This window comes from Streptomyces sp. NPDC005955, assembly GCF_042871255.1.
Taxonomy (GTDB): domain Bacteria; phylum Actinomycetota; class Actinomycetes; order Streptomycetales; family Streptomycetaceae; genus Streptomyces.
This window is the reverse complement of the sequence record NZ_JBIAIF010000003.1, coordinates 1-21543: the sequence shown is the minus strand read 5'-3', so window position 1 is coordinate 21543 and position 21543 is coordinate 1. Positions and strand designations below refer to the sequence as shown.

18 protein-coding genes and 1 pseudogene are annotated in these 21543 nt (G+C 74.4%); 8 read left to right on the top strand and 11 right to left on the bottom strand.

The annotated features are described in order from the left end of the window. Positions 1–4: 4 nt before the first annotated feature. Genes ACFYOU_RS08735 through ACFYOU_RS08720 form a run of 4 tightly spaced genes read right to left on the bottom strand, consistent with a single transcriptional unit; the run spans position 5 to position 3773 of the window. On the bottom strand, positions 5–1207 hold the full coding sequence (locus tag ACFYOU_RS08735; RefSeq protein ID WP_391304260.1) for an ABC transporter permease: 1203 nt from the start codon (positions 1205–1207) through the stop codon (positions 5–7). After that, a complete protein-coding gene (locus tag ACFYOU_RS08730; protein ID WP_391304259.1) occupies positions 1204–1944 on the bottom strand; it encodes an ATP-binding cassette domain-containing protein in 741 nt (246 codons plus the stop codon). The genes ACFYOU_RS08735 and ACFYOU_RS08730 overlap by 4 nt, the downstream gene beginning before the upstream one ends. Beyond that, positions 1941–3233, bottom strand: coding sequence for a peptidoglycan-binding protein (locus tag ACFYOU_RS08725; protein WP_391304257.1), 1293 nt, complete (start codon positions 3231–3233; stop codon positions 1941–1943). Before ACFYOU_RS08725 ends, ACFYOU_RS08730 begins: the two co-directional genes overlap by 4 nt. 3 nt (positions 3234–3236) lie before the next feature. Continuing rightward, positions 3237–3773 carry a hypothetical protein gene (locus tag ACFYOU_RS08720; protein WP_389770834.1) on the bottom strand — a complete coding sequence of 179 codons (537 nt, stop codon included), beginning with the start codon at positions 3771–3773 and terminating at the stop codon, positions 3237–3239. A 443-nt stretch (positions 3774–4216) separates the two neighbouring features. Here ACFYOU_RS08720 and ACFYOU_RS08715 point away from each other — a divergent pair, with 443 nt between their 5' ends. Beyond that, the gene (locus ACFYOU_RS08715; RefSeq protein ID WP_391304255.1) at positions 4217–6241 is read left to right on the top strand and encodes a protein kinase; all 2025 of its coding nucleotides are present in this window, start codon (positions 4217–4219) and stop codon (positions 6239–6241) included. Between the two features lie 220 nt (positions 6242–6461). On the opposite strand, the pseudogene ACFYOU_RS08710 reads toward ACFYOU_RS08715, so the two are convergent. Together ACFYOU_RS08710 and ACFYOU_RS08705 are read right to left on the bottom strand one after the other, a co-directional pair. Further along, positions 6462–6578: pseudogene (locus ACFYOU_RS08710) on the bottom strand (methyltransferase domain-containing protein); the annotation flags it as partial. Next, positions 6554–6805, bottom strand: a complete 252-nt coding sequence (locus ACFYOU_RS08705) for a hypothetical protein (protein ID WP_391304254.1) — start codon at positions 6803–6805, stop codon at positions 6554–6556. The pseudogene ACFYOU_RS08710 and the gene ACFYOU_RS08705, both read right to left, overlap by 25 nt. A 10-nt stretch (positions 6806–6815) precedes the next feature. On the opposite strand from ACFYOU_RS08705, the gene ACFYOU_RS08700 reads away from it, so the two are divergent. The 4 genes from ACFYOU_RS08700 to ACFYOU_RS08685 all read left to right on the top strand — a co-directional run bounded on the left by ACFYOU_RS08700 (position 6816) and on the right by ACFYOU_RS08685 (position 11318). After that, a complete protein-coding gene (locus ACFYOU_RS08700; RefSeq protein ID WP_391304253.1) occupies positions 6816–8564 on the top strand; it encodes a hypothetical protein in 1749 nt (582 codons plus the stop codon). Positions 8565–8663: 99 nt separating this feature from the next. Further along, the gene (locus ACFYOU_RS08695) at positions 8664–9326 is read left to right on the top strand and encodes a class I SAM-dependent methyltransferase (protein ID WP_391304251.1); all 663 of its coding nucleotides are present in this window, start codon (positions 8664–8666) and stop codon (positions 9324–9326) included. 21 nt (positions 9327–9347) lie between these two features. After that, the gene (locus ACFYOU_RS08690; protein ID WP_391304249.1) at positions 9348–10322 is read left to right on the top strand and encodes an N-acetylmuramoyl-L-alanine amidase; all 975 of its coding nucleotides are present in this window, start codon (positions 9348–9350) and stop codon (positions 10320–10322) included. A 156-nt stretch (positions 10323–10478) separates the two neighbouring features. Then, positions 10479–11318 (top strand): hypothetical protein, encoded by an 840-nt coding sequence (locus tag ACFYOU_RS08685; protein ID WP_391304248.1) that lies wholly within the window; start codon positions 10479–10481, stop codon positions 11316–11318. A 113-nt stretch (positions 11319–11431) separates the two neighbouring features. Here the strand turns inward: ACFYOU_RS08685 and ACFYOU_RS08680 are convergent, their stop codons facing one another. From ACFYOU_RS08680 to ACFYOU_RS08670, 3 genes are read right to left on the bottom strand one after another with little or no spacing between them, the layout of a single operon-like run. Beyond that, positions 11432–12502 (bottom strand): prenyltransferase, encoded by a 1071-nt coding sequence (locus tag ACFYOU_RS08680; protein ID WP_391304246.1) that lies wholly within the window; start codon positions 12500–12502, stop codon positions 11432–11434. Continuing rightward, complete coding sequence (locus tag ACFYOU_RS08675; RefSeq protein WP_389770816.1) at positions 12499–13233, bottom strand: methyltransferase domain-containing protein; 735 nt, start codon at positions 13231–13233, stop codon at positions 12499–12501. The genes ACFYOU_RS08680 and ACFYOU_RS08675 overlap by 4 nt, the downstream gene beginning before the upstream one ends. Continuing rightward, positions 13233–14696, bottom strand: a complete 1464-nt coding sequence (locus tag ACFYOU_RS08670) for a glycosyltransferase (protein WP_391304244.1) — start codon at positions 14694–14696, stop codon at positions 13233–13235. Before ACFYOU_RS08670 ends, ACFYOU_RS08675 begins: the two co-directional genes overlap by 1 nt. 270 nt (positions 14697–14966) lie before the next feature. Here ACFYOU_RS08670 and ACFYOU_RS08665 point away from each other — a divergent pair, with 270 nt between their 5' ends. Further along, the gene (locus tag ACFYOU_RS08665; RefSeq protein ID WP_391304242.1) at positions 14967–15599 is read left to right on the top strand and encodes a TetR family transcriptional regulator; all 633 of its coding nucleotides are present in this window, start codon (positions 14967–14969) and stop codon (positions 15597–15599) included. Positions 15600–15618: 19 nt separating this feature from the next. Here the strand turns inward: ACFYOU_RS08665 and ACFYOU_RS08660 are convergent, their stop codons facing one another. Then, complete coding sequence (locus ACFYOU_RS08660) at positions 15619–17076, bottom strand: aldehyde dehydrogenase family protein (RefSeq protein ID WP_391304240.1); 1458 nt, start codon at positions 17074–17076, stop codon at positions 15619–15621. Positions 17077–17858: 782 nt separating this feature from the next. Here ACFYOU_RS08660 and ACFYOU_RS08655 point away from each other — a divergent pair. Then, complete coding sequence (locus ACFYOU_RS08655; RefSeq protein ID WP_387004995.1) at positions 17859–18254, top strand: hypothetical protein; 396 nt, start codon at positions 17859–17861, stop codon at positions 18252–18254. 37 nt (positions 18255–18291) lie between these two features. Here the strand turns inward: ACFYOU_RS08655 and ACFYOU_RS08650 are convergent, their stop codons facing one another. Further along, positions 18292–18963 carry a class I SAM-dependent methyltransferase gene (locus tag ACFYOU_RS08650; RefSeq protein WP_391304239.1) on the bottom strand — a complete coding sequence of 224 codons (672 nt, stop codon included), beginning with the start codon at positions 18961–18963 and terminating at the stop codon, positions 18292–18294. Positions 18964–19521: 558 nt separating this feature from the next. On the opposite strand from ACFYOU_RS08650, the gene ACFYOU_RS08645 reads away from it, so the two are divergent. After that, complete coding sequence (locus ACFYOU_RS08645; protein ID WP_391304947.1) at positions 19522–21480, top strand: phosphatase PAP2 family protein; 1959 nt, start codon at positions 19522–19524, stop codon at positions 21478–21480. Positions 21481–21543: the final 63 nt, after the last annotated feature.

The window sequence follows — 21543 nt, the reverse complement described above, 5'->3', positions numbered from 1 at the left end:
GCGATCAGGTGCCCGCCAGGGCCTCCGTGGGCGCCAGCCGGCTGGCCCGCACCGCCGGATACAACCCGGCCAGGGCCCCGATGAGCAGCGTCGATCCGGTGCCCGCCGCCGAAGCCCAGGCCGGCACCACCGCGGGCCACTCCCGCGACACCGCGTACCCGGCGGTGATCAGCACCCCCAACACCGTTCCGGCGACCCCGCCGAGCACCGAGAGCAGCAGGGACTCCATCACGAACTGGAGGCGGATCTGTCCACGGGTCGCCCCCAGTGCCCGCCGCAGTCCGATCTCGGAGCGGCGCTCCAACACCGAGATGACCATGGTGTTCCCCACCCCGACGCCGCCCACCAGCAGGGCGACCCCGCCGAGCCCCAGCAGCAGTCCGGTCAGCGCGGACTCGGTGGCCTCCCGGGCGACGAGCGCGTCGGAGGGCCGGGAGATCGTGACCTCGGAGGACCGCTCCGGGTGCGCGGTCGCGGCGACGACCGCACGGACCTCGTTCACCCGGTCCTCCGCGGCCCGCACGTAGACCGTCGTGGGGGTGCCGTCGTGTTCCAGGTACCGTTCCGCGGCCGCGGCGCCGACCAGCGCCGAACGGTCGATCTGCGGAGCCAGCGGGACCGGGCGCAACACCCCGATCAGCGAGAACCACCGGCCGCCCAGCCAGAGCCGGGTGCCGGGCGCGCTCACGTCGAGCCGCCGGGCCGCCTCCGCGCCGAGCACCACCGTCGGGGCCCGTTCGGTGGCCGGGTCGTGCCAGCGTCCGCGCCCGACCTCCGCACCGATCACCGGCAGCAGACCCCGGCCGGCGGCGACCACGTCGATCCCGCCGGTGCGGCCCACCGGGATGTTCTCGTTGCGGTAGACGCGGGCGGAGGTCAGCCCCGTCGCGTCGGCCCGCAGCACCGGGGGGATGCGGCGGATCATCGTGGTGGCCTCGGCGGGCAGCCGGATCTGCCGGCCCTCCGCGTCGCGACCGGGTTCGATCCGCAGCAGGTTGGTGCCGAGCTCGTCGAGCCGACGGTCCACCTCCGCCTGGCCGGACGCGGAGATCCCGACGACCGCGATCATCGCGGCCACGCCGATGGCGACGCCCAGCGCGGACAGGAACACCCGGAGCGGACGGGTGCGCAGACCGGTGCCGCCGAGGCGGACGAGGTCCCGTCCCCGCAGTCGGGCGGGCCGCAGCACGTCCCGTCGCCCGGTCACCGTGCCACCGTCGCACCGGCCGGACGGTCGACTCCGGCGCCGGTACGCGGTTCGGCACCGGAGTCGGTACGCGTGTCGGTGACCAGCCGGCCGTCCCGCATCTCGATCCGTCGGGGCAGTCCGGCGGCGATCTCCCGGTCATGGGTGATGACGACGACCGTGGTGCCCGAGCCGTGGAGCTCCCGGAGCAGGGCCAGGACCGCGGCGCCGGACGCGGAGTCGAGGTTGCCGGTCGGCTCGTCGGCGAGCAGCAGCGCCGGGGCGCCGACCACCGCCCGGGCGACGGCGGCCCGTTGGCGTTCACCGCCGGAGAGTTGGTGCGGCAGGTGCTGCGTCCGGTGGGCCAGGCCCACCCGGTCGAGCACCGCGGCGGCCTCGGCCCGTCGTCTGCGCGGGGCGGCCCCCGCGTAGAGGAGCCCGTCGGCGACGGCGTCCAGGATCGGGACGCCGACCGCGAGGTGGAACTGTTGGAACACGAAGCCGATCCGCCGGGCCCGCAGCGCGGACACCTCACGGTCGGTGAGGGCGGCGGTGTCGTGGCCGTCCACGAGGACCCGGCCGGTGGTGGGCCGGTCCAGGGTGCCCATCAGGTTCAGCAGGCTGGACTTGCCGGAACCGGACGGGCCGACGACGGCGACGAGTTCGCCGGGGGCGAGGGACAGGTCGACCTCCTCGACCGCGTGCACCCCTGCGGGGTACGTCTTCGAGACCTGCTCGAACCGCACGACGTCCGTCACTCCGGGATCCTCACCTTCAGGCCCTCGCGGAGCCCCGCGCCGCGGACCTCCACCATGCCGTTCGCGAAGAGCCCCGTCCGGACCGCCACGAAACGGCCCTCGGGTTCCGCGAGTTCCAGTCCGTGGCCGCCCTCCGCGAGGGCGACGAGCGCGGACACGGGCACGGACAGCACCCCCGCGCGACGCTCGCGCACGTAGCGGACGGTGACGGGTGCGCTCTCCATCCGGCCGAGCGCGCCCGGGTCGTCGAGGGTGATCGTCACGGGGAAGGTCGCGGGCCCCTGACCCGCCCCGCCGCCCTCGCCGCCACCGTCGCCCTCGGCCGCGGTCATCCGTCTGCCCACCGAGGACACCTTGCCGTCCACCGGGTCGGCTCCGGGCAGTTCGACGGTGACCTCGGTGCCGCGGGTGGCCCAGGCGCCGTCCTCGGCCGAGGCGTCGACGGTCACCCGGCGGGCGCCCCCGGTGTAGGAGAGCGCCTCGGGCGTGGCCTCGGCGCCGATCCGGGCGCCCACGTCGCCGACCCGGATCCGGCCGGAGGCGTACACGACGTCCCCGACCGTGATCCGGCCCGTGCGGGGCACGCCCAGGTGCCGCTGCCAGCGTTTGACGGCCTCCGCGGTCTTGGCGGTGTACTCGTCGTCCACGGTGAAGTCGGTGTAGCCGAGTGCGGCGAGGTTCGACTCGAACTGCCGCACGTCCATGCCCTTCGTCCCCTCTTCGGCCCCGGCGCCGGACCCGGACCCGGCCTTTCCGTCCCCGGAGCCTTCGGAGCCGGAACCCTCCGCATCCGCCCCGTCTGCATCCGACCCCGCGGAGGCCGACCCCGCGGAGTCGGTGCCGCCCGGGCCGAGCGCGCGGTACATCGGCAGGGCCCCGTACAGCAGCACCACCGGGCGGTCGTCGACCTTCAGCAGGGTCTCGCCGCGGCTGACCCGGTCACCGCGTTCGGGGAGCCAGGTCACGGTCCCCGTCGCCTTGAGCGGGACGGGGACCTCCTTGCCGTACCCCAACTTGCCGTCCACCGCGGTCTGGTCGACCAGGGTGCGGCGCGCGACCTCCACCACCGAGCCGGCCCGCCCGGGACCGGTGGCCGCCTCGTCGTCGCCGCCGAGGTCGAGCCCGAAGGCCCCCGCCCCCGCGACGACCGCCACCACGACGACGGCGGCCACGACGAGCAGTGTCCGGCGGCGCCCCGGGCCGGCCGGCCGACCGCGCACCCCGCGGGTGCGTCCCGTCCGGGTCCCGGCGGCCCCTTCCGGGTCCTGGCCCGTCCACGTGTCCGTCATCGCTCAGCCCCTGGCCCCGCCGGGCGGGAGGGTCGGTTTGCCGAGGATCGGCTCGCAGATCCGGCCCGCGCGCTTGGCCCCCGAACTGTTCTGGTTCCACATCTCCTCGGAGGAGTAGCCCTCGGAGTCGACGTCGGGGAAGTCGGGTGCGCCCTGCTCCTGCATGCAGGTGGAGTAGCGCTTGCGCTTCTCCACCTCCTTGGCGCTCAGCTTCGGCGCATTGCGTCGTTCCAGTTCTTCGGGCACGGACAGGGAGTGGTGTTTGCAGTTGTCCTGCGCCTTGGCGAACTCCGGGTCCGCCTTCAGGGCCATGAGGTCGCCCTCGAACTCGTAGCGCCCCTTGGAGTCCGGGTCACTGGACTTGAACCCCTCCTTCTCCATGCACCGGACGTACTTCTTCTGCGCCTCCAGGTACCGGGTGATCTCGTCCTCGACGTTCGCGTCGGACTTGGCCTTCGCACCGCTGTTCACCGAGGGCACCCCGGGGCCGTCGTCCTGTCCGCCGCAGGCGGTCAGGGCCAGCAGGAGCAGGGGGGTCACCAGCGCCCACCGGCCCGGTGCCCCGCGCCGTGCCGCCCCCGGTCGTCCCGCTGGATTCCTCGTCGTGTGCCTCACTGTTGCGTGTCCTTCCGTGACTCCCGGGCGGGGCGGAGGAGCTGGTCAGACCCCGCCGCCCCGCCTCCTTGCCGCCCGGCCGCACGCATCCCCCCGTGGTCGGGCAGGGAGACGGTAGGACGGAGGTGATGAAGAACCGTTGAAGAACCTGTCCGCCATCCGTGCGTTCGCCGGCGCACCCGGAGGAGGCCCGCCCGGCGCGCGTCCAGACCCCGCGCCCCCGCGCGCTTCCCGTGTGCCGTGGCGGTCCCCGCAACCCGCCGTCCGCCGTCGCACCGCTCCCCTACGCTCCGTCGCGCGGGGCCGCTCCACGACCGGCGGCGCGGGCCCACCACCCCGGGGAGAACGGAACATGGCGGGACACGACGATGGCTGAACCCGGACAGCGGATCAGCGACCGGTACCGGCTGGTCCGGCTGATCGGCACGGGCGGAATGGGCGAGGTCTGGCTCGCCCACGACGAACTGCTCGGCCGTCGGGTCGCCGTCAAGAGCGCCCGGGTGGACGGTGCGAAGGCACGGCGCCGGCTCAAGGCCGAAGCCAGCAACGCCGGCCGGCAGGTCCACCCCCACCTCGTCGGGGTGTTCGACCTCGTGACGGCGGGGCCCGCCTGCTGGATCGTCATGGAGTACGTCCCGGGACACAGCCTCGCCCGGATGGTCCGCACCGGCGGCCCCCTCGACGGGGCGGAGGTGGCGGCGCTGGGCCGGCAGATCGCCGATGCGCTGGTCGCGACGCACGCCGAGGGCGTGGTGCACGGCGATGTGACCCCGGAGAACGTCCTGGTCACCGAAGGGGGGCTGGCCAAGCTCACCGACTTCGGGATCTCCCGGGCCCGGTGGCGGGAGTACGTGCACAGTCGCACGCTCTCGGTCCGGGGCAAGCCTCCCTATCTGGCCCCGGAGGTCGCCCGGGGCGCCACCGCCGGGCCGGCGTCCGACGTGTTCGGCCTGGGCGCCACCCTGTACGCGGCGGTCGAGGGCCGCTCCCCGTACGGCGAGGCCGACCACCCCGTGGTGTACGTGGCCCGGGCCCAGCAGGGCGCCGTCCGACCGCCGCGTCGGGCCGCGGGGGTCCTGGCCCGGGTCCTGACGGCACTGTTGGCGGCGGAACCCGGTGACCGTCCCGACGCGGCCGAGGCGTCCGCGATGCTCGGCGGGGCGGCCGGTCCGGTGGCCGTGCCGTTGCCCGCGCGGGGGGCGCCCGGGCCGGGAGGGCGCGCCGGGGCCGGTGTGCCGGTGTGGCCGCAGGCGGCGGGGTTCACCGTCACGAACGGGTCCGGGGACACCCAGGGCTGGTCGTCCGCCCCGGGGGCGCCGTTCGAGGAGGCCGAGGAGCCCGAGGAGCCGAGTGCGCCCCTGCCCCCGAGTGCGCTCCCCGCGCGGGCCTGGCTCGCACGCCGGTTCACCCGCCCCGTCGTGCGCGCCGTGCTGGGCGCGCTGGTCGCGCTGGTCCTGGCAATGGGCCTCGGCCCGGGGGCGCTGTGGTGGTTCGACCGCCCGGGGAGCACCCCGGACCGGCCGTCCGGCCCGCGGGCCGTCCTGGGCGAGGCACGGGCGGCCGACCCGTGCGCCCTGCTCGACCCGCGGGTGTTCACCGCGTACGGGTCCGCCGTCGAACACCCGGTGTACGGGGCGTTCGACCGCTGTGACGTGCTGCTGTACGCCCGTGACGAGGACGGCCGGCGGAGCGCCGAACTGCTCGCCGACATCCAGGTGGACTTCGCCGGCGAACCGGCCGGGTTCGATGCGCACGTGCCCCGGCGGAGGACCGGCGCGGTGACGGTGGCCGAACTCCCGGCGGAGAGCGGTGAATGCGTACGCAACCTCCAGCTCGCGGACGGCAACCAGGTCTGGCTGGCGGTGGAACGGGAGGCCGCCGGGGCGCCCGCGCTCTGCACCCTCGCCCGGACGGCGGTCGACCACGCGGCGGAGGTCCTGAACCGGGGTCCCGTGCCGGAGCGGCCCGCCGGGTTCGCCGCCGCGTCACTGGCCCGGGTGGACGGTTGCCGGCTGCTGGACGCGGCGGCGCTCGCCGTGGTCCCCGGGATCGACCCGCACGACGGACACCCCGACTTCGCACGCTGGGGATGCGATTGGGCGGGCGACACGGACGACGTGGTGGTGGACCTCGGCTTCGACCGGGACAACTCGCTCACCGACGACGGCTCCCCCGCCCGGTTCGGCGGGCGACCCGGCACGGTCTCGCCCGAGGAGGCGGGCGAGGGGTCGTGCGTGGTCCGCGTCCAGCACCGCGCGTACCCGGGGAACCGGGGCGAGCGCACGATCGAGTTGGTGACGGTGACCGTGCGGGGCCCCTGGAAGGCCGCCGCGGCGTGCGAGCGGGCCGGTGAGTTGGGTACGGCCGTGGCCCGACGGCTGCCCGTGGTGTGACGGCCCCCGGGGGGTGACGTCCGCCCGCCCGCTCCCGGTTCACCCCGTGCCGTGGGGCTCCGCGGGAGCGTGGGCGAACACGAAGGCCTGTGGGGCGCGTTCGGGGAAGGGGCCGTCCACATCGCGTTGCCGCAGCGTGGTCGACCACACGGACAGGCCCGGCGGCGCCGAGACTGCGGTCGGGGACGTCGAGGTCCAGCATCGACCCGACCGTGAAGGTGCACCCGGGGTGGGTCGCCCGGGCCACGGCCACCATGCCCGGGGACAGGTCGACCCCGGTGACGGGCACCCCGAGGTCCGTGAGGTGGGCGGTCACCCGGCCCGTGCCGCAGCCCACGTCCAGCACGGGCAGCGGCGCGGGGCCGCCGACACCTGTTCGGCGAAGAGCCCGAGGAGCGCGCGTTCCATCGGTTTGGCGTCGAGTTCGCCGCGGGCACGGGCCTCGTAGTCGACGGCGAGGGTGTCGTAGGAGGTACGGGTGGCGTGGAGGAAGTCCGGCTCGGTGGTCACGGGGGCGAAGCCCAGGGAGGCCGGTCGCCCGCCGTTGTCAGTGGGGTCGGTCATGCTCGGAGGCATGAAAGAGATCGACGCCCTCCAGGGTTTCGTCGGAGCCGGGGGCTGCTGGAACGGCGACTCCTTCGCGGACATCGCCCGGACCGGCCGTTACGTGGCGGGCAGTTGGGCGCCGGGCCCGGGCGAAGGGGAGGTCCGGCCGCCCGCGGCCGGCAGTTGGACGGAACTCGTGGGGCGCCCCGGCGCGCTCGCGCTGCGCGCGGCCTCCGCAGCGACCAGACCGGGGCGCCGCGAGGTGCTGATCGACTTCCTGGAGATGTGGGCGGGGACGCCGTTCGCGGATCCGGCCTACCGCTTCCGGCTGGGCCGGCTCGCCGGAACGACCTCCTTCACCGTGCGCGACCGGCAGGGCGTCGCCTTCGGCCTGCACCTGCCGGCCGCCCGCCACACCCGCTACTTCGAAGCGGTGCTCCCCGGCGGCGAGGTCGTCCCGCGCCCCGAGGAGCCGCTGCACGTCGTGGACTGCCACCGCGGTTGGGGCACCCCGGAGCAGTTGTCGCGCCTGGTGGAGCTCGTCCGGGAGCGCGGCCCGGTCGCCTGGAACGACGACGCGGCCCGGGAGCTGGCCGCGGCGACCGGTCTGAGCCGTCCGGCGGCGGCGCTGGTCCTGGCCGGCAACCCCGGCTCCGGCGGCTACTCGGTGCCCCACCTCGATGCGCACGAGCGCTCCGTGTTCGGCTTCGGCGCGGCCGAACTCGAATCGGCGCGGAACGAGTTGTCGATGCTGAACGACGACGACCGGCTCGCGCTGCTCGCCGACGTGCTGCCCGCGGACCCCGCGGAGCTGTGGGAGCCGGACGGCCCCGCCCGCGTCGCGGAGCGCACCGCCGCGGCCTGGACCGAACGGCACGGCACCCGCCCGCACCCCCCGTGGGACACCTGGCGGTCCGCGGTGGCGCTGGAGACCCGGATGCCGGCGGCCCATCTGTGCCACCTGTTCCTCGACCCGGCGCACGCCACCCTCCCGCCCGCCTTCGCCCTACGGCTCTGGCCCTGCCCGCCCGAGCACCGCCATCTGCGCACCGCCTGGGACGTCATGCGCCGCTACGACGCCGACACCCTCGCGGACGCCGTCTTCGCCGGCCTGCCCTGGGCGTACGCGGACCTCCCCGCCGGGGACCCGGTGCGCACGGCCGCGCCGGAGGTCGTCCGACAACTGCGCAAGGTGCTGGCGGGTCGCGACTCACCGGCCCGGGTCCTGTACGCGGGCGTGATCCGCGACCCCCGCGGAAGTCGACGCTGGGACTGGCTGACGGACGGCACCTGCGACCGCGTCACGGCCCGCGTCCTCGCCGACGACCTGCCGCCCGGCCGCTACGAGTCCGACCCGCGCGCCTGCGTCCCCGAGCTGGTCGCGGAGGTCGCCGCGACCCTCGACCTGTCCGAGGACGCCGCCGCCCTCTACCTCCAGTTGCTGCTGCTCCCGGTGCCCTCGGACCGCAAGGTGCGGCGGTGGAACGCCTGGACGCCGACCCGCCACGCGAAGGCCGCGGCGGAGCTGCTGGCGCACGACCTGGTGGTGGAGGACCGCAGACCGCGCGCGGGACGCAGGCTCTTCCTGCCCGGACCGTGGGCGCACGGCAAGAAGCCGCTGCCGCCGATGGAGTCCTGGAAGGCGCCCCTGATCGGCGCGCGGCTGAACGAGGACGGGAACGAGGTGCGGGAGTTCGAGCTGCTTCCGGGCACGCTTCCCGAACTGTTCGCCGAGGCGTGGCGGCTGGTCCGGGCCGGCGCGGGGCCGACGGCCTGAGCGAGCGGTGCCCGGGGACCACCCGCCGGGTGTGTGCCAGCATGACGGCGACACCGGCGGCCCCGCCCTCCGGGCCGCCCCATGACCCACGGAGCCCCGATGCACCAGGCGACGACCGCACTGCCCGCCCGGAAGGTCCTCAAAGCCTTCGAGGCGGCGAAGGGCTTCATGCCCCGCGACGAGGGGCTGGCGCTGTACGCCGCCGCGCGGACGGCGGCGGCCCTGGGGCACCCCCTGCTGGAGGTGGGCACGTACTGCGGTCGTTCCACGATCCTGCTGGCGGACGCGGCCCGGGCGGCGGGGGGCACCGTGCTCACCGTGGACCACCACCGGGGCAGCGAGGAGCAGCAGCCCGGTTGGGACTACCACGACCCGGACACGGTGGATCCGGAGCTGGACCGGATGGACACGCTCCCGGAGTTCCGCCACACCCTGTACCGGGCGGGTCTTGAGGACCACGTGATCGCCCTGGTGGGCCGTTCCCCGCAGGTCGCGGCCGTGTGGACCACGCCGCTCGCGCTGGTCTTCATCGACGGCGGGCACACCGACGAACACGCGAACGCGGACTACGAGGGCTGGGCCCCGCGGTTGGTGACGGGCGGCCTGCTCGTCATCCACGACGTGTTCCCGGACCCGGTGGACATCATGACCGGCCAGGCGCCGTACCGGGTCTACCTCAGGGCGTTGGCCTCCGGCGCCTTCGAGGAGATCGGGGTGACGGGCTCCCTGCGCGTGCTGCGCCGCACCGCGCCCAGCGGCTGACCCGGGGTTAGAGTCGCTGCCGTGTCCCACCCAGAAGACCGTTCAGGACCCCGTCCCGAGTCGCACCCCGGTTCCCGTCCCGAGCCCGGCTCCGTCCCCGCGTCGACCGGGCGCCGCACCCGCCGCCGGGCCCTGGTCGCGGCGGCCGTCCTGCTGCCCGTGGCGCTCGTCGCGGGGCTGGCCCTGGCGCAGGAGGGCTCCCCCGGGGGTCGTCCCGCCTCCGTGGACGGGAGGGGCGGGGGCGAGGGGCCGGCAGGGTCGTCCCCGTCCGAGGGGGTCCGCCCGGACGGGTCCGCGGGGCCCGCGGCGAAGGCGCCGCTGGCGGGCAAGGTGGTCGTCGTCGACCCGGGGCACAACCCGGGCAACTTCCGGCACGCCGAGGAGATCAACCGGGAGGTCGACATCGGCACCGGGCGCAAGGCGTGCGACGCCACGGGAACGACGACGAGCGACGGCCCGGGCGGCTACCGGGAGGCGGACTTCACCCTGGACGTGTCGCGCAAGCTCCGCGCCCGGCTGCGGGAGCAGGGCGCGACCGTGGTCCTCACCCATGACGCGGACCGGGCCTGGGGGCCGTGCGTGGACGAGCGGGCCCGCATCGGCAACGAGGCCCGTGCCGATGCGGTGGTGTCCGTGCACGCGGACGGTTCGGCCCGGGGCAACCGCGGCTACCACCTGATCCTGCCCGCGCGGGTCAAGGCCGGGGCCGCCGACACCGCGGCGATCGTGGGGCCCTCCCGTGACCTGGGGGAACGCATCGGCCGGCAGTTCGCGCTGGCCACCGGCAGCGAGCCGGCCAACTACCTCGGCGGCGGCACCGGCATCGACGTGCGCGACGACCTCGGGGGGCTCAACCTGTCACGGGTGCCGAAGGTGTTCATCGAGTGCGGCAACATGCGCGACCCCCAGGACGCGGCCCGGTTGACCGACGGGGCGTGGCGGGAGAAGGCGGCGCGGGGGATCGCTGAGGGAATCATGAGTTTTCTGCGTGGGTAGTATGCCCTGCCCCGGCCTGGCAGACTCCTTCGCCGGGCCGACGATAGGGTCAGCCTACGATGGAGGGTCACCCCCCGCTCCGCCCACGCCCGTGGGCGACAGCGCAGCCCCCTTCACCAGCGACCGACCAGACGACGGACGAAGGACCTTCCTGAAGTGAACATCCGCTCCCTCACTAGAGGCGATGGCGTGGTGATCGGAGCAGCGGTGTTGCTCTTCATCGCGTCGTTCCTCGACACGTACTCGATCGACGGGGCCAGTGACAGCACCGAGTACCCGAACGCCTGGGACAGCGGTCCGACCCTGATGAGCATGTACCTGGCGGGCATCATCGCCGCCGTGGTCATCGTCTTCGCCCACACCCAGTCCCAGCCGCGGAAGGTCGTGGGGCTCGACCTCGGCCAGTTCGGCGTCGCGTTCGCGGTCTTCTCGGCGTGGAGCGCACTGGGGAACATCTTCGACCCCGCCGGCCCGTTCGACGGGAACGGCGCCCTCACCCCGGACGCCGGCACGGGTCTGATCATCGGTCTGATCGCGACCGTGGTGCTCGCCGGTGCCGCGGTGGCGACTCCGCTGGTGCCCGCGCTCAAGGCCCCGCTGCTCGGTGCCCCGCGCCCGGCGACCCCGCAGCCCTACGGTCAGCAGCCGCCGGCCGGTGGCTACGGGTACCCGGGGGCTGCCGGTGGGCAGGCCTTCGGCGGCCAGCCGCAGCCGGGCCCGTTCGGCACGCCGGGCGGTGCCCCGCAGGGCCAGCCGCAGCAGGGTGCTCCGGCGCCCGGTCCGCAGTCGTCCGGCGGGGACTTCTCGCCGTTCTGGTTCGCGGTTCCGGTTCCCCGGCCGCTGTACCCGGAGGACGGTTCTCCGAACCCGATCGCCGAGCTCGCCCCCGGCACCTGGTACCTGGCCGTGGACCAGCGCGGTCCGGGTCTGATCGCCCAGACCCAGGACGGTCGCCGCGGCGTCCTCCAGGACACCTCGGGCATCCAGCGGGGCTGATCCCCCCGCAGCGGTACGACGAGGGCCCATCCGTACGCGGGTGGGCCCTCGCCCCTTTTCGGACCGTGTCGCGTACGCCTCCTGATGCGGTGTCAGGGCGTGGCGGGGCGCGCTCAGGAGCAGCAGGCGGGGGCGACGCCCCGGGGCAGTCGCTCGGGGGTGAAGACCGCGCGGGTCGCCTCGTGGCCGCCGAGCGCGGCCACGGCGAGCAGCACCGCGCCGGCCGTCCAGGCGGTCTGTTCCGCCGGCCAGATCGCCCGGTCCGCGTAGACGTAGCCGGTCCAGTACAGGCCGGTGGTCTCGTCGCGCAGGTGGCCGAGGGCGGCGAGCACCTCCCGGGCCCGGTCCGGTTCGCCCGCGACCCACAGGGCGAGGGCGAGTTCGGCGGACTCCCCGCCGGTGACCCAGGGGTTGGGGGACACGCAGCGGACGCCGAGGTCGGGCACCACGAACCGGTCCCAGTCGGCCGCGATCCGCCGTCGGGCGGCGGGGCCGGTCACCGCGCCGCCGAGCACCGGGTAGTACCAGTCCATGGAGTAGCGGTCCTTGTCGAGGAACCGTTCGGGGTGGTGCCCGATCGCGTGCCGCAGCGCTCCGACGGCGAGTTCCCACTCGGGCCGGTGCTCCCCGCGCCGTTCGGCGAGGGCGAGGGCGCAGCCGAGGGCCTGGTGGACGGAGGAGTTGCCGGTGAGCAGGGCGTCGGCGACGGGGGTGCCGTCGGCTTCGCGCCGCCAACCGATCTGCCCGCCGGGCTGTTGGAGGGCGAGGACGAACTCGACGGCGGCGTGGACGGTGGGCCACATCCGGTCGAGGAACTCCTCGTCGCCGGTGGCGAGGTGGTGGTGCCAGACGCCGACCGCGACGTACGCGCAGAAGTTGGTCTCCCGGGTGCGGTCGGTGACGTCGTCGGGGTCGCCGTCGGCGTAGGCCGCGTACCAGGAGCCGTCCGGGTTCTGGTGGCGGGCGAGCCAGGCGTAGGCGCGGGCGGCGGCCTCGTGTTCGCCGGCGGCGTCCAGCGCCATCGCGGCCTCGACGTGGTCCCAGGGGTCGAGGTGGTGGCCGCGGAACCAGGGGATGGCGCCGTCCGGCCGCTGGACGGCGAGGAGGGCCCGTACGGTGGCCGCCGCCTGCGCCGCGGTGAGCACTCCGGGCAGGGCGAGGTGCTCGGTGCGGGGGGTGGTCACGGGGCGTCCACCGGCGGGAGGTGCGGTTTGGTCGCGTAGGCCACGAAGCTCTTGCCGATCAGCGGGTTGAGGGCCCGTTCGGCGGTCCGGGTGGCGAGGGGCTTCTTCATGATGTCCCAGACCAGCATCTTGTGGTAGGCGCGCACCGGTAGCGCCCGGTCGTTGTCGACGCCGAACGCGCACTTGAGCCACCAGTACGGCGCGTGCAGGGCGTGGGCGTGGTGGCTGCCATAGGGGCGCAGGCCCGCTTCCCGCATCCGGGCGAGCAGTTCATCGGCGCGGTAGATCCGGATGTGGCCGCCCTCGACCTCGTGGTACGCGTCGCTGAGCGCCCAGCAGATCCGTTCGGGTCCGTAGCGCGGCACGGTGACGGCGATCCGGCCGCCGGGCCGCAGCACGCGGACCATCTCGGCGAGGACGCCCTTGTCGTCGGGGATGTGTTCCATCACCTCGGAGATGATGACCACGTCGAAGGAGGCGTCGGGGAAGGGCAGGGCGAGGGCGTCGCCCTCCATGGCGGTGGCGGTGGCCCCTCGGGGTGCCTCCCCGGCCTCCCGCATCGCGGCGAACCAGCGGGCGACCTCCCGGATCTCCTCGCCGTTGCGGTCGAGGGCGACGACCCGGGCGCCGCGCCGGTAGCACTCGAAGGCGTGGCGTCCGGCGCCGCACCCGAGGTCGAGGACGCGGTCGCCGGGGGCGAGCGGGAAGCGGGTGAAGTCGACGGTCAGCATCAGCGGTTGTTCTCCCTGGCGGCGACGGCCGCGGTGCGGCCGGTGCCTGTCGGTGCGGCCGGGGCGCCGCCCCGGCCGGTGTGCGCGCGGGCGATGGCCGTGCGGTAGTGCTCGACGGTGCCTTCGGCGGCGCGCGCCCAGGTGAACCGGTCGAGGACCCGGGCGCGGCCCGCGGCCCCGAGCCGGGTGCGCAGCTGCTCGTCGTCGAGGAGGCGGCCGAGTGCGGTGGCGAGGGCGCCGGGGTCGCCGGGCGGCACCGCGAGGCAGGTCTCGCCGTCGGGTCCCGCGACCTCGGGGATCGCCCCGCCGGTGGTGGCGACCAGCGGGGTGCCCGTCGCCATGGCCTCGGCCGCCGGCAGGGAGAAGCCCTCGTACAGCGAGGGGACGCAGGCGATCTGCGCGGACCGGATCAGGTCGACGAGTGCGCTGTCGCTGACGCCCTTGACGAACTCCACGGCGCCGTCGAGCCCGTACCGTTCGATCGCCCGGGCGACCGGGCCGTCCTCGGCGCGCTTGCCGACCACGACGAGGTGGGCGTCCGGGTGTTCGGTGCGGAGCTTCGCCAACGCGTCGATGAGGTGCACCAGGCCCTTGAGTGGGACGTCGGCGCTGGAGGTGGTGACGATCCGGCCGGGGACCTCGGCGACGGACGGGTCGGGGGTGAACAGGTCGGTGTCGGCGCCGATGGGGACGACGTGGACGCGGCCGGCGCGCACGTCGAGGTGGTCGATGATCTCGCGGCGCGAGCTGCCCGAGACGGTGATGATCGACGGGAGGCGCCGGGCGACCCGCTTCTGCATCCGGGTGAACGCGTACCAGCGGCGGACGGAGGCCCGTCGCTTCCAGTCCGCGGCGGCGTCGATCTCCAGCCGCCGGTCGACGGTGATGGGGTGGTGGACGGTGGTGACCAGGGGGGCGCCGAGATCGCCCAACTGTCCGTAGCCGAGCGTCTGGTTGTCGTGGATGACGTCGAACTCTCCGCGGCGGGACCGCAGGTGGCGGCGGGCGCGCAGCGAGAACGTCAACGGTTCGGGGAAGCCGCCGGTCCACATGGTGGCGACCTCCAGGGCGTCCACCCAGTCGCGGAACTCGTCGCGGGCGGGGGTGCGGAAGGGGTCGGGTTCGCGGTAGAGGTCGAGGCTCGGCAGCGGGGTGAGGGAGAGCCGTCCCGGCCCCTCGCCGTCGGCGCCACGGCCCTCGCCCTCGCTCTCGCCCTCGACGGCGTCGAGCACGGGGTAGGGCTGGGCGCCGATCACCTCGACGGTGTGGCCGAGGCGGACCAGTTCGCGGGACAGGTGACGGACGTAGACGCCCTGCCCCCCGCAGTAGGGGTTGCCCTTGTAGCTGAGCAGCGCGATCCGCAGCGGCCGTTGTCCCCCGTGCCCGGGGGGTGCGCCGTCGGGCCGACCGGTCGAGGGGTCCCCTCCCGATCGGGGGCGGGCCTCCATGGCCTCAGCCGTCACTCGTGGCCCCCTTCTCGCGGCGTACACCGGCGACCCTATGCGCGGGCGGTAATGTAGAACAAGTTTCAGACCCGCTCGTTCAAGAGCTTGAATCTACCGGCTGGTAGCCCTGCGTGGCCGGGCGGTTCGGGTGATTCGCGCCACGACGCGGCGCCCTACCATGCCGTACGGTCCGGGGAGCCTCCGGGCGCGGGGCCGGGCGCCTCCGGGCGAGCGGGCCGGCTGCGCCCGGACCTCCACGACGGCCACGGAACGGGACGATCGGGTTAGATGACAGCGCACGCCAGACCCGGGGACGCCAGTGGGCGCACCGCCGCTGCACCGCCCCTCGCCGAACGCCAGGAGGCCCGGCGCCGCCGCATCCTGCACGCCAGCGCACGGCTCGCGGGCCGGGGCGGCTTCGACGCGGTGCAGATGCGGGAGGTGGCGGAGCTGTCGGGCGTCGCGCTCGGCACGCTGTACCGCTACTTCCCGTCCAAGGTCCATCTGCTGGTCGCCACCATGCGGGACCGGTTGGAACGCCTGCACGCCACGCTGCGCAAGCGACCGCCCGCCGGGGACGGTCCCGCCGAGCGCGTCGCCGGGACCCTGATGGGGGCGTTCGGCGCGCTCCAGCGGGAACCGCACCTCGCCGACGCGATGGTGCGCGCCCTGACGTTCGCCGACCGGTCGGTCAGCTCCGAGGTGGACGAGGTGTGCCGGCTGACCACCGCGATCATCGTGGACGCCACGGGCCTGGACGACCTCGGCCCCGAGCGGACGGCCGCGGTGCGGGTGATCGAGCACACCTGGCACTCGGTGCTCATCGCCTGGTTGTCCGGGCGGGCGTCGATCGAGCAGGTGCGGCACGACGTCGAAACGGCCTGCCGACTGCTCGACCCGCCCTGCGCGGGCCGCCACTGAGCCCCGCCCGGGGCGGGGGTCAGCCCTCCCACCCCGCGGGCAGGTGGATCGTCTTGTGCTCGAAGTACGCGGCGTACCCCTCGGGGCCGAACTCGCGCCCGAGGCCGGAGTCCTTGTACCCGCCGAACGGACCGAGCACGTCGATGTCGAAGGTGTTCACCGAGTACGTCCCGGTGCGCACCCGGCGCGCCACGTCGAGCCCGCGCTCCGGGTCGGCCGTCCACACGCTGCCGGAGAGTCCGTACGCGGAGTCGTTGGCGATCCGCACCGCCTCCTCCTCGTCCTCGTACGGGAGCAGGCAGACCACCGGGCCGAAGATCTCCTCCCGGGCGACCCGCATGGAGTTGTCGACCTGACCGAGGAGGGTCGCCTCCACGTACCAGCCCCGGTCGAACCCGCGGGGACGGCCGCCGCCGGCGAGGACCTTCGCGCCCTCGTCCCGGCCCAGCCGGATGTAGTCCAGGGAGCGCCGCTGCTGGCGTTCGGCGACCAGCGGGCCGAGTTCGGTGGCCGGGTCCAGGGGGTCCCCGGCGAGCAGGGCGTTCGCCGCGGCCGAGAAGCCGTCGGCGAACTCGTCGTGCCGGGTGCGGGGCACCAGGATGCGGGTCTGGGCCACGCACGCCTGGCCGTTCAGCAGCCAGGCGAAGGGGGCGATGCCCGCGACGGCGGTGGTCGCGTCGGCGTCGGGCAGCACCACCGCGGCCGACTTGCCGCCCAGCTCCAGGGTGACACGTGTGAGGTTGCGGGCGGCGATCTCCATCACCCGTTTGCCCGCGGCGACCGAGCCGGTGAACGACACCTTGTCCACGTCCGGGTGCCCGACCAGGTACTCGCTGGTCCCGCGGTCGGCGCAGAGGATCGACAGGACCCCCTCGGGCAGCCCCGCCCCGGCGGCGATCTCCGCGAGGACGTACGCGTCCAGCGGGGTCTCGGGGGAGGTCTTCAGGACGACCGGGCAGCCGGCGAGCAGTGCGGGTGCGAGCTTCGCGGCGGCCGTGAACTGGGGCACGTTCCAGGGCACGACGGCCGCCACGACCCCGACGGGTTCCCGGCGGACCAGCAGCCGGCCGGAGGCTCCCGTGCGGGGCTCCTCGTGGACGAAGTCCCGGGCGACGAGGATCGCCGCGTCCCACACCCGCAGCGCGGCGAGGGCCTGCATGTGCACGCTCGACGTGTACGGGGTGCCGTTCTCGGAGGTGATGAGGCGGGCCATCTCCTCGTGCCGTGCGGCGAGGCCGTCCCTGATCCGGCCCACGACCTCCAGGCGCTCGGCGAGGGCCACCCGGGGCCAGGGTCCGTGGTCGAAGGCGTCCCTCGCGGCGGCGACGGCCCGGTCCACGTCGGCCCGTGATGCGTGCGGGACCCGGGCGAAGACCTCGCCCGTGTGGGGTGACACCACCTCTATGACGTCGCTGCCGAGGGGGTCGGCCATCGCTCCGCCGATGAACAGTTGTCCGTGCTCCACTCGCTCGGTCATGCCTTCAACCGCCTCCCCGTGGAACGCCGTACGGGCGTCCGTCCTGGTCGCACACCAGATCAGGGTGTTCCCCGGGCGGGGCCCCCTGAATCGGACCGGCCTTTCGGCGCGCGGGGTACTCGGTTGTCCGGCGCCTGCGGGTGCGTGGTGGTTGCCCGCGCCGTTCCCCGCGCCCCTCTAGGTGCGCTCACGCACGGGTGCGTTGTCCGGCGGGGTGCGCTGTGGTGTTGCGCAGTTCCCCGCGCCCCTGATCCCGGACGCCCCGCTCGCCGTCTGCGGCACGGAGCCCCCCAAAGGGGCGCGGGGAACCGCGCGAGCAACCACCACGCACCCGCAGGGGACGGTGCAGGCCCGCCGGGGCGCACCGGAAAGGGGCGCGGGGAACTGCGCAGAACCACAGCGCACCCGCAGGAGACAGCGCACCCCCGCCAAGGCGCACCGCAAGGGGCGCGAGGAACCGCGCGAACGCGGCACATAGCTCAGCTGAACAACGCACCCCAGCCAGGACGCACCCAAGGGGGCGCGGGGAACGGCGCGAGCAACCACGACGCACCCGCAGGAGACAGCGCACCCCAGCCAGGGCGCACCGCAAGGGGCGCGGGGAACGGCGCGAGCAAGCACAGCGCACCCGCAGGGGACAGTGCAGGGCCGGCGGGGCTTGCCGAGGGGGCTCGGGGAAATGCGGGGGCTCCCCTACCGTGGGGGGCTGTGCGACCCTCCCCATGACCACAGCGACTGACCACGGCCGACGCCAGGGGCCGGGCGGAACGAAGGAGCACCGGGTGCTTGAGCTGACCATGGCCACGTTGTCGGAGGCCGACGCAGGCGCCACCGCCGGCATGCTGATGGCGGAGGAGACGAGCGACGCGGGTTCGGTCCTGCGAGTGGGGCGGGACCGGAGCGTGTGTCGCCTCGCCACCCCCGGCGACTGGCTCTTCGTGTCCCGGACCCATCTGGAGTTCCGCTGCGGAGCCGACGGGAGCTGGACGGTGTCCTGGCTGCGCGGCTCCCAGGTGGACCCGTCCTCCGAGGTACGGCTCACGGTGGGCCGGGGCCCCTCGCAGCCGCTCGCCTACGGCGGCACCTCACCGCTTCCCCCGGGCTCCTCCGGCGAGGTCGTCATCCTGGACCGCACCGGGCCCCGCTCGGTCAACGTCGGCTTCTACCACGAGGTGTGAAACCGGTCGGGACGGCGGGCCCGGCGGCGGGCCGGGCTCAGCCGGTGACGCGGGCCAGCAGGAAGCCGTCGTACCCCTTGGAGCCGACCGTCTGGACGACGGTGGCGCTCAGCCCGGGATGGGCGGCCACCCGGTCGATCAGCTCCCGGGTCCCGACGACGGCGGGGTCGGCGCTGTCCGCGTCGGCGACGGCCCCGCCGCGCACCACGTTGTCGCAGACGATGACCGAGCCGGGCCGGGTGAGCCGCACCGACCAGTCGAGGTAGTGCGGATTGTTGACCTTGTCGGCGTCGATGAAGACGAAGTCGAAGGGGCCCGCGCCCTCGGCCTCCAGCAGCGGGAGCGTGTCCAGGGCGGCGCCCACGCGGACCTCGGTCACCCCGTCCAGCCCGGCCCGGGCGAGATTGCGCCGCGCGACCTCGGCGTGCGCGGCCTGGTACTCCAGGGTGACGAGTCGACCGTCGGCCGGGAGCGCGCGGGCCAGCCAGATCGTGCTGTAGCCCCCGAGGGTCCCGATCTCCAGGATCTTCCGCGCGCCCTGCACCTCGGCGAGCAGCTGGAGCAGCTTGCCCTGGTTCGCGGCGACCGCGATCTGCGGCAGCCCCGCCGCGTCGCTGTCGCCCAGTGCCGCGTCCAGCGCCTCGTCGGCGAGGGTCAGTGCGGACGTGACGTAGTCGTCGACGGCGTCCCAACGCTCCTGCTCGGCCATGTGACGGACTCCCCGCTTTCCTCGGTCCCGCTCAGTCGTGTTTCTCACAGAACCTATCCCGGCCGAGCCCCCGGTGACCTCGACCCGGCGCCCGGTCCTCCGGTGGGGTGGTTCGGGCGCACGGCCGAAATGCCGGAGCCACCGCGGAACGAGGCGGCGCGGCGCCCGTCGCGCGCCCTGTCCACCGCGCCCCCGGCAGGCGGGAGACGCCCGGAGGACCACCCGCACGAACCGGCTAGAGTGTGATCAAGATCGCATTCCGCGTTCAGTGCTGAGCCTTTTCCCCACTATCGTCGTCCGATCAAAAGTAAAGAGGCCGTCAGGTGAAACGGGGGTTGCCTGCGTCTCTTCGCACGGGCAATGCGAGCCTCTTAGGGTCGGCCCATCGAGACAGGCCGTACATCGATGAGCGCAGTGAGCGAAACGGGGCGGGAGGGCCGACGCGGCGTGGCTGAGACGGAGCACGGACCAGGAGAGGCACGAGCAGCGAGACCGGGAGGGCCACCCGCACCAGCGGTGCACCCCCGGATCGCGGCCGTCCGCATCGGCCTGTGGCTGATGGCGGCGCTGCTCGCCGTCCGACAGGTCGCGGTGATAGTGCGGCAGCCTCCCGATGAACGCCTCACCGACCTGGGCACCTGGATCGGCACGGACGGCGTGCTGCACGTCCCGGGGTCGGTCTACGACAGCGACCAGTTCACCGGTACCCCGTTCAACGGACTCGTCCTCAAACCGTTCGCGAGCGCGGCCGAGGAAGCCCTCGGCTGGGGCTGGACCTTCGGGACCCTCCTGCTCGTGGTGGCCCTCGGCCTGGTCGCCGCGCGCGCCCTGCCCGGGCCGGTGTCCCGCCGCACCGCGCTGCTCGCCGCACCGGTGGCGGTCTGCCTGCTGATGCTGTCCCTGCCGGTGCGCAACACCCTGTACCTGGGTCAGACCAGCATCATCCCGGTGCTGCTGGTGCTGCTCGGCTGTTTCGCCGCCCGGGGGGAACGGGCGAGCGGCATCCTGATCGGCGTCGGGGCGGCCTTCCAGCCGACCGTGCTGCTGTTCGCCCCGCTGCTGTGGTTGACCGGCCGCCGGAAGGCTGCGGTGTCGGCCGGCGCCACCTTCGCCGCGTGCTCCGCCCTCGCCTGGGCCGCGATGCCCGACGACTCGTGGACGTACTGGATCGAGCAGATCGCGGGCGCCGGGCTGGGAGCGACCCCGGACGGACTCGCCAACCAGTCCCTGCACGGCGCGCTGCTGCGGTTCGGGCTGAGCGGACCGCTGGAGTGGGCGCTGTTCCTGGTGCTCGCCGCCGCGGTGGTCTTCCTCGGACTGCGCCGGGCCGTGCGTTACGCCCAGGACGGGCAGCTGCTGCTCGCCGTCGCCATCACCGGCTGCGTCGCCGCCGCGGTCTCGCCGACCGCCTGGCAGCACCAGTTGCTGTGGGTGCTGCTCGCCGTCGTCGGCCGGGTCGGCAAGCGGGCAGCGGACCGGCCGGTGTGGCCCGTCGCCGTCGTCCTGGCGATGACGCTGCCCGCGAAGATGATGCTGCCGAACATGGGCGTCATGCATCCGCTGCGGGACAACGTGATCCTGATCGCGGCGCTCGCCGCGGCCTGCTTCGTGCCGTTCCTGTCGCGCACCTCGCCGCACTACGACGACCCGACGCCCACCCAGTACGCCGCCCCCGTGCCCGCCCGCTGGAAGTGGGTGCCGCTGGTGCCGTTCTGGCGGCGGGTGCTGAGCCGACCGAACCTGCTGCTGGAACTGCTGCTGATCCGGGTCGGCTACTCCGCGTACCAGCAGGTGCGGCTCGCGGCCACCTCGGGACGGGAGACCGCGGAGGCGCACGGCGAACAGATCCACGCCATCGAGAAGGCGCTGTTCATCGACATCGAGCACTGGGTGAACCACCAGGTGGTGAGCCTGCCGTGGCTGGAGGACTTCTTCAACTTCTACTACACGTCCTTCCACTTCGTGGTTCCGCTGAGCGTGCTCGGACTGCTGTACGTGCGGCGGCCGGTGGACTACCGGTGGGCGCGGACCGGGCTGGCCTTCGCCACCCTGCTCGCCCTGCTCGGGTTCTGGCTGTACCCGCTGGCTCCGCCGCGGCTGATGCCCGGGCTCGGGTTCGTCGACACCATCCACGGCGTGCAGGACTTCTCGAAGCCCGACTACGGAACCCTGACCGGGCTCACCAACCAGTACGCGGCGATGCCCTCGCTGCACTTCGGCTGGTCCCTGTGGTGCGGGGTCGTCATCGTCATCCTCGCCCCGAAGGCGTGGATGAAGCTGCTGGGCGCGCTGCACCCGGCGATCACCCTGGCGACGATCGTCGGCACGGCCAACCACTGGGTGCTGGACGCGGTGGGCGGGGGCGCCGTGGTCGCCGCGGGCTTCGGGCTCGGTTACCTGTTCGCCGGGCCCCGGGCCGGGCGGACCGCCGAGGTCGAGGAGTCCGTCAAGATCCCCGAGCAGAAGGGCCCACCGGCCGAGGCGCTGAGCGGCGCTTCGGCGGGCCGCAAGAGCTGACGGCCCGGAGGGTCGGGGACGCGGGAGGGGGGGGGCGGGGGTGTGGACGGCGCCCCCCACCCC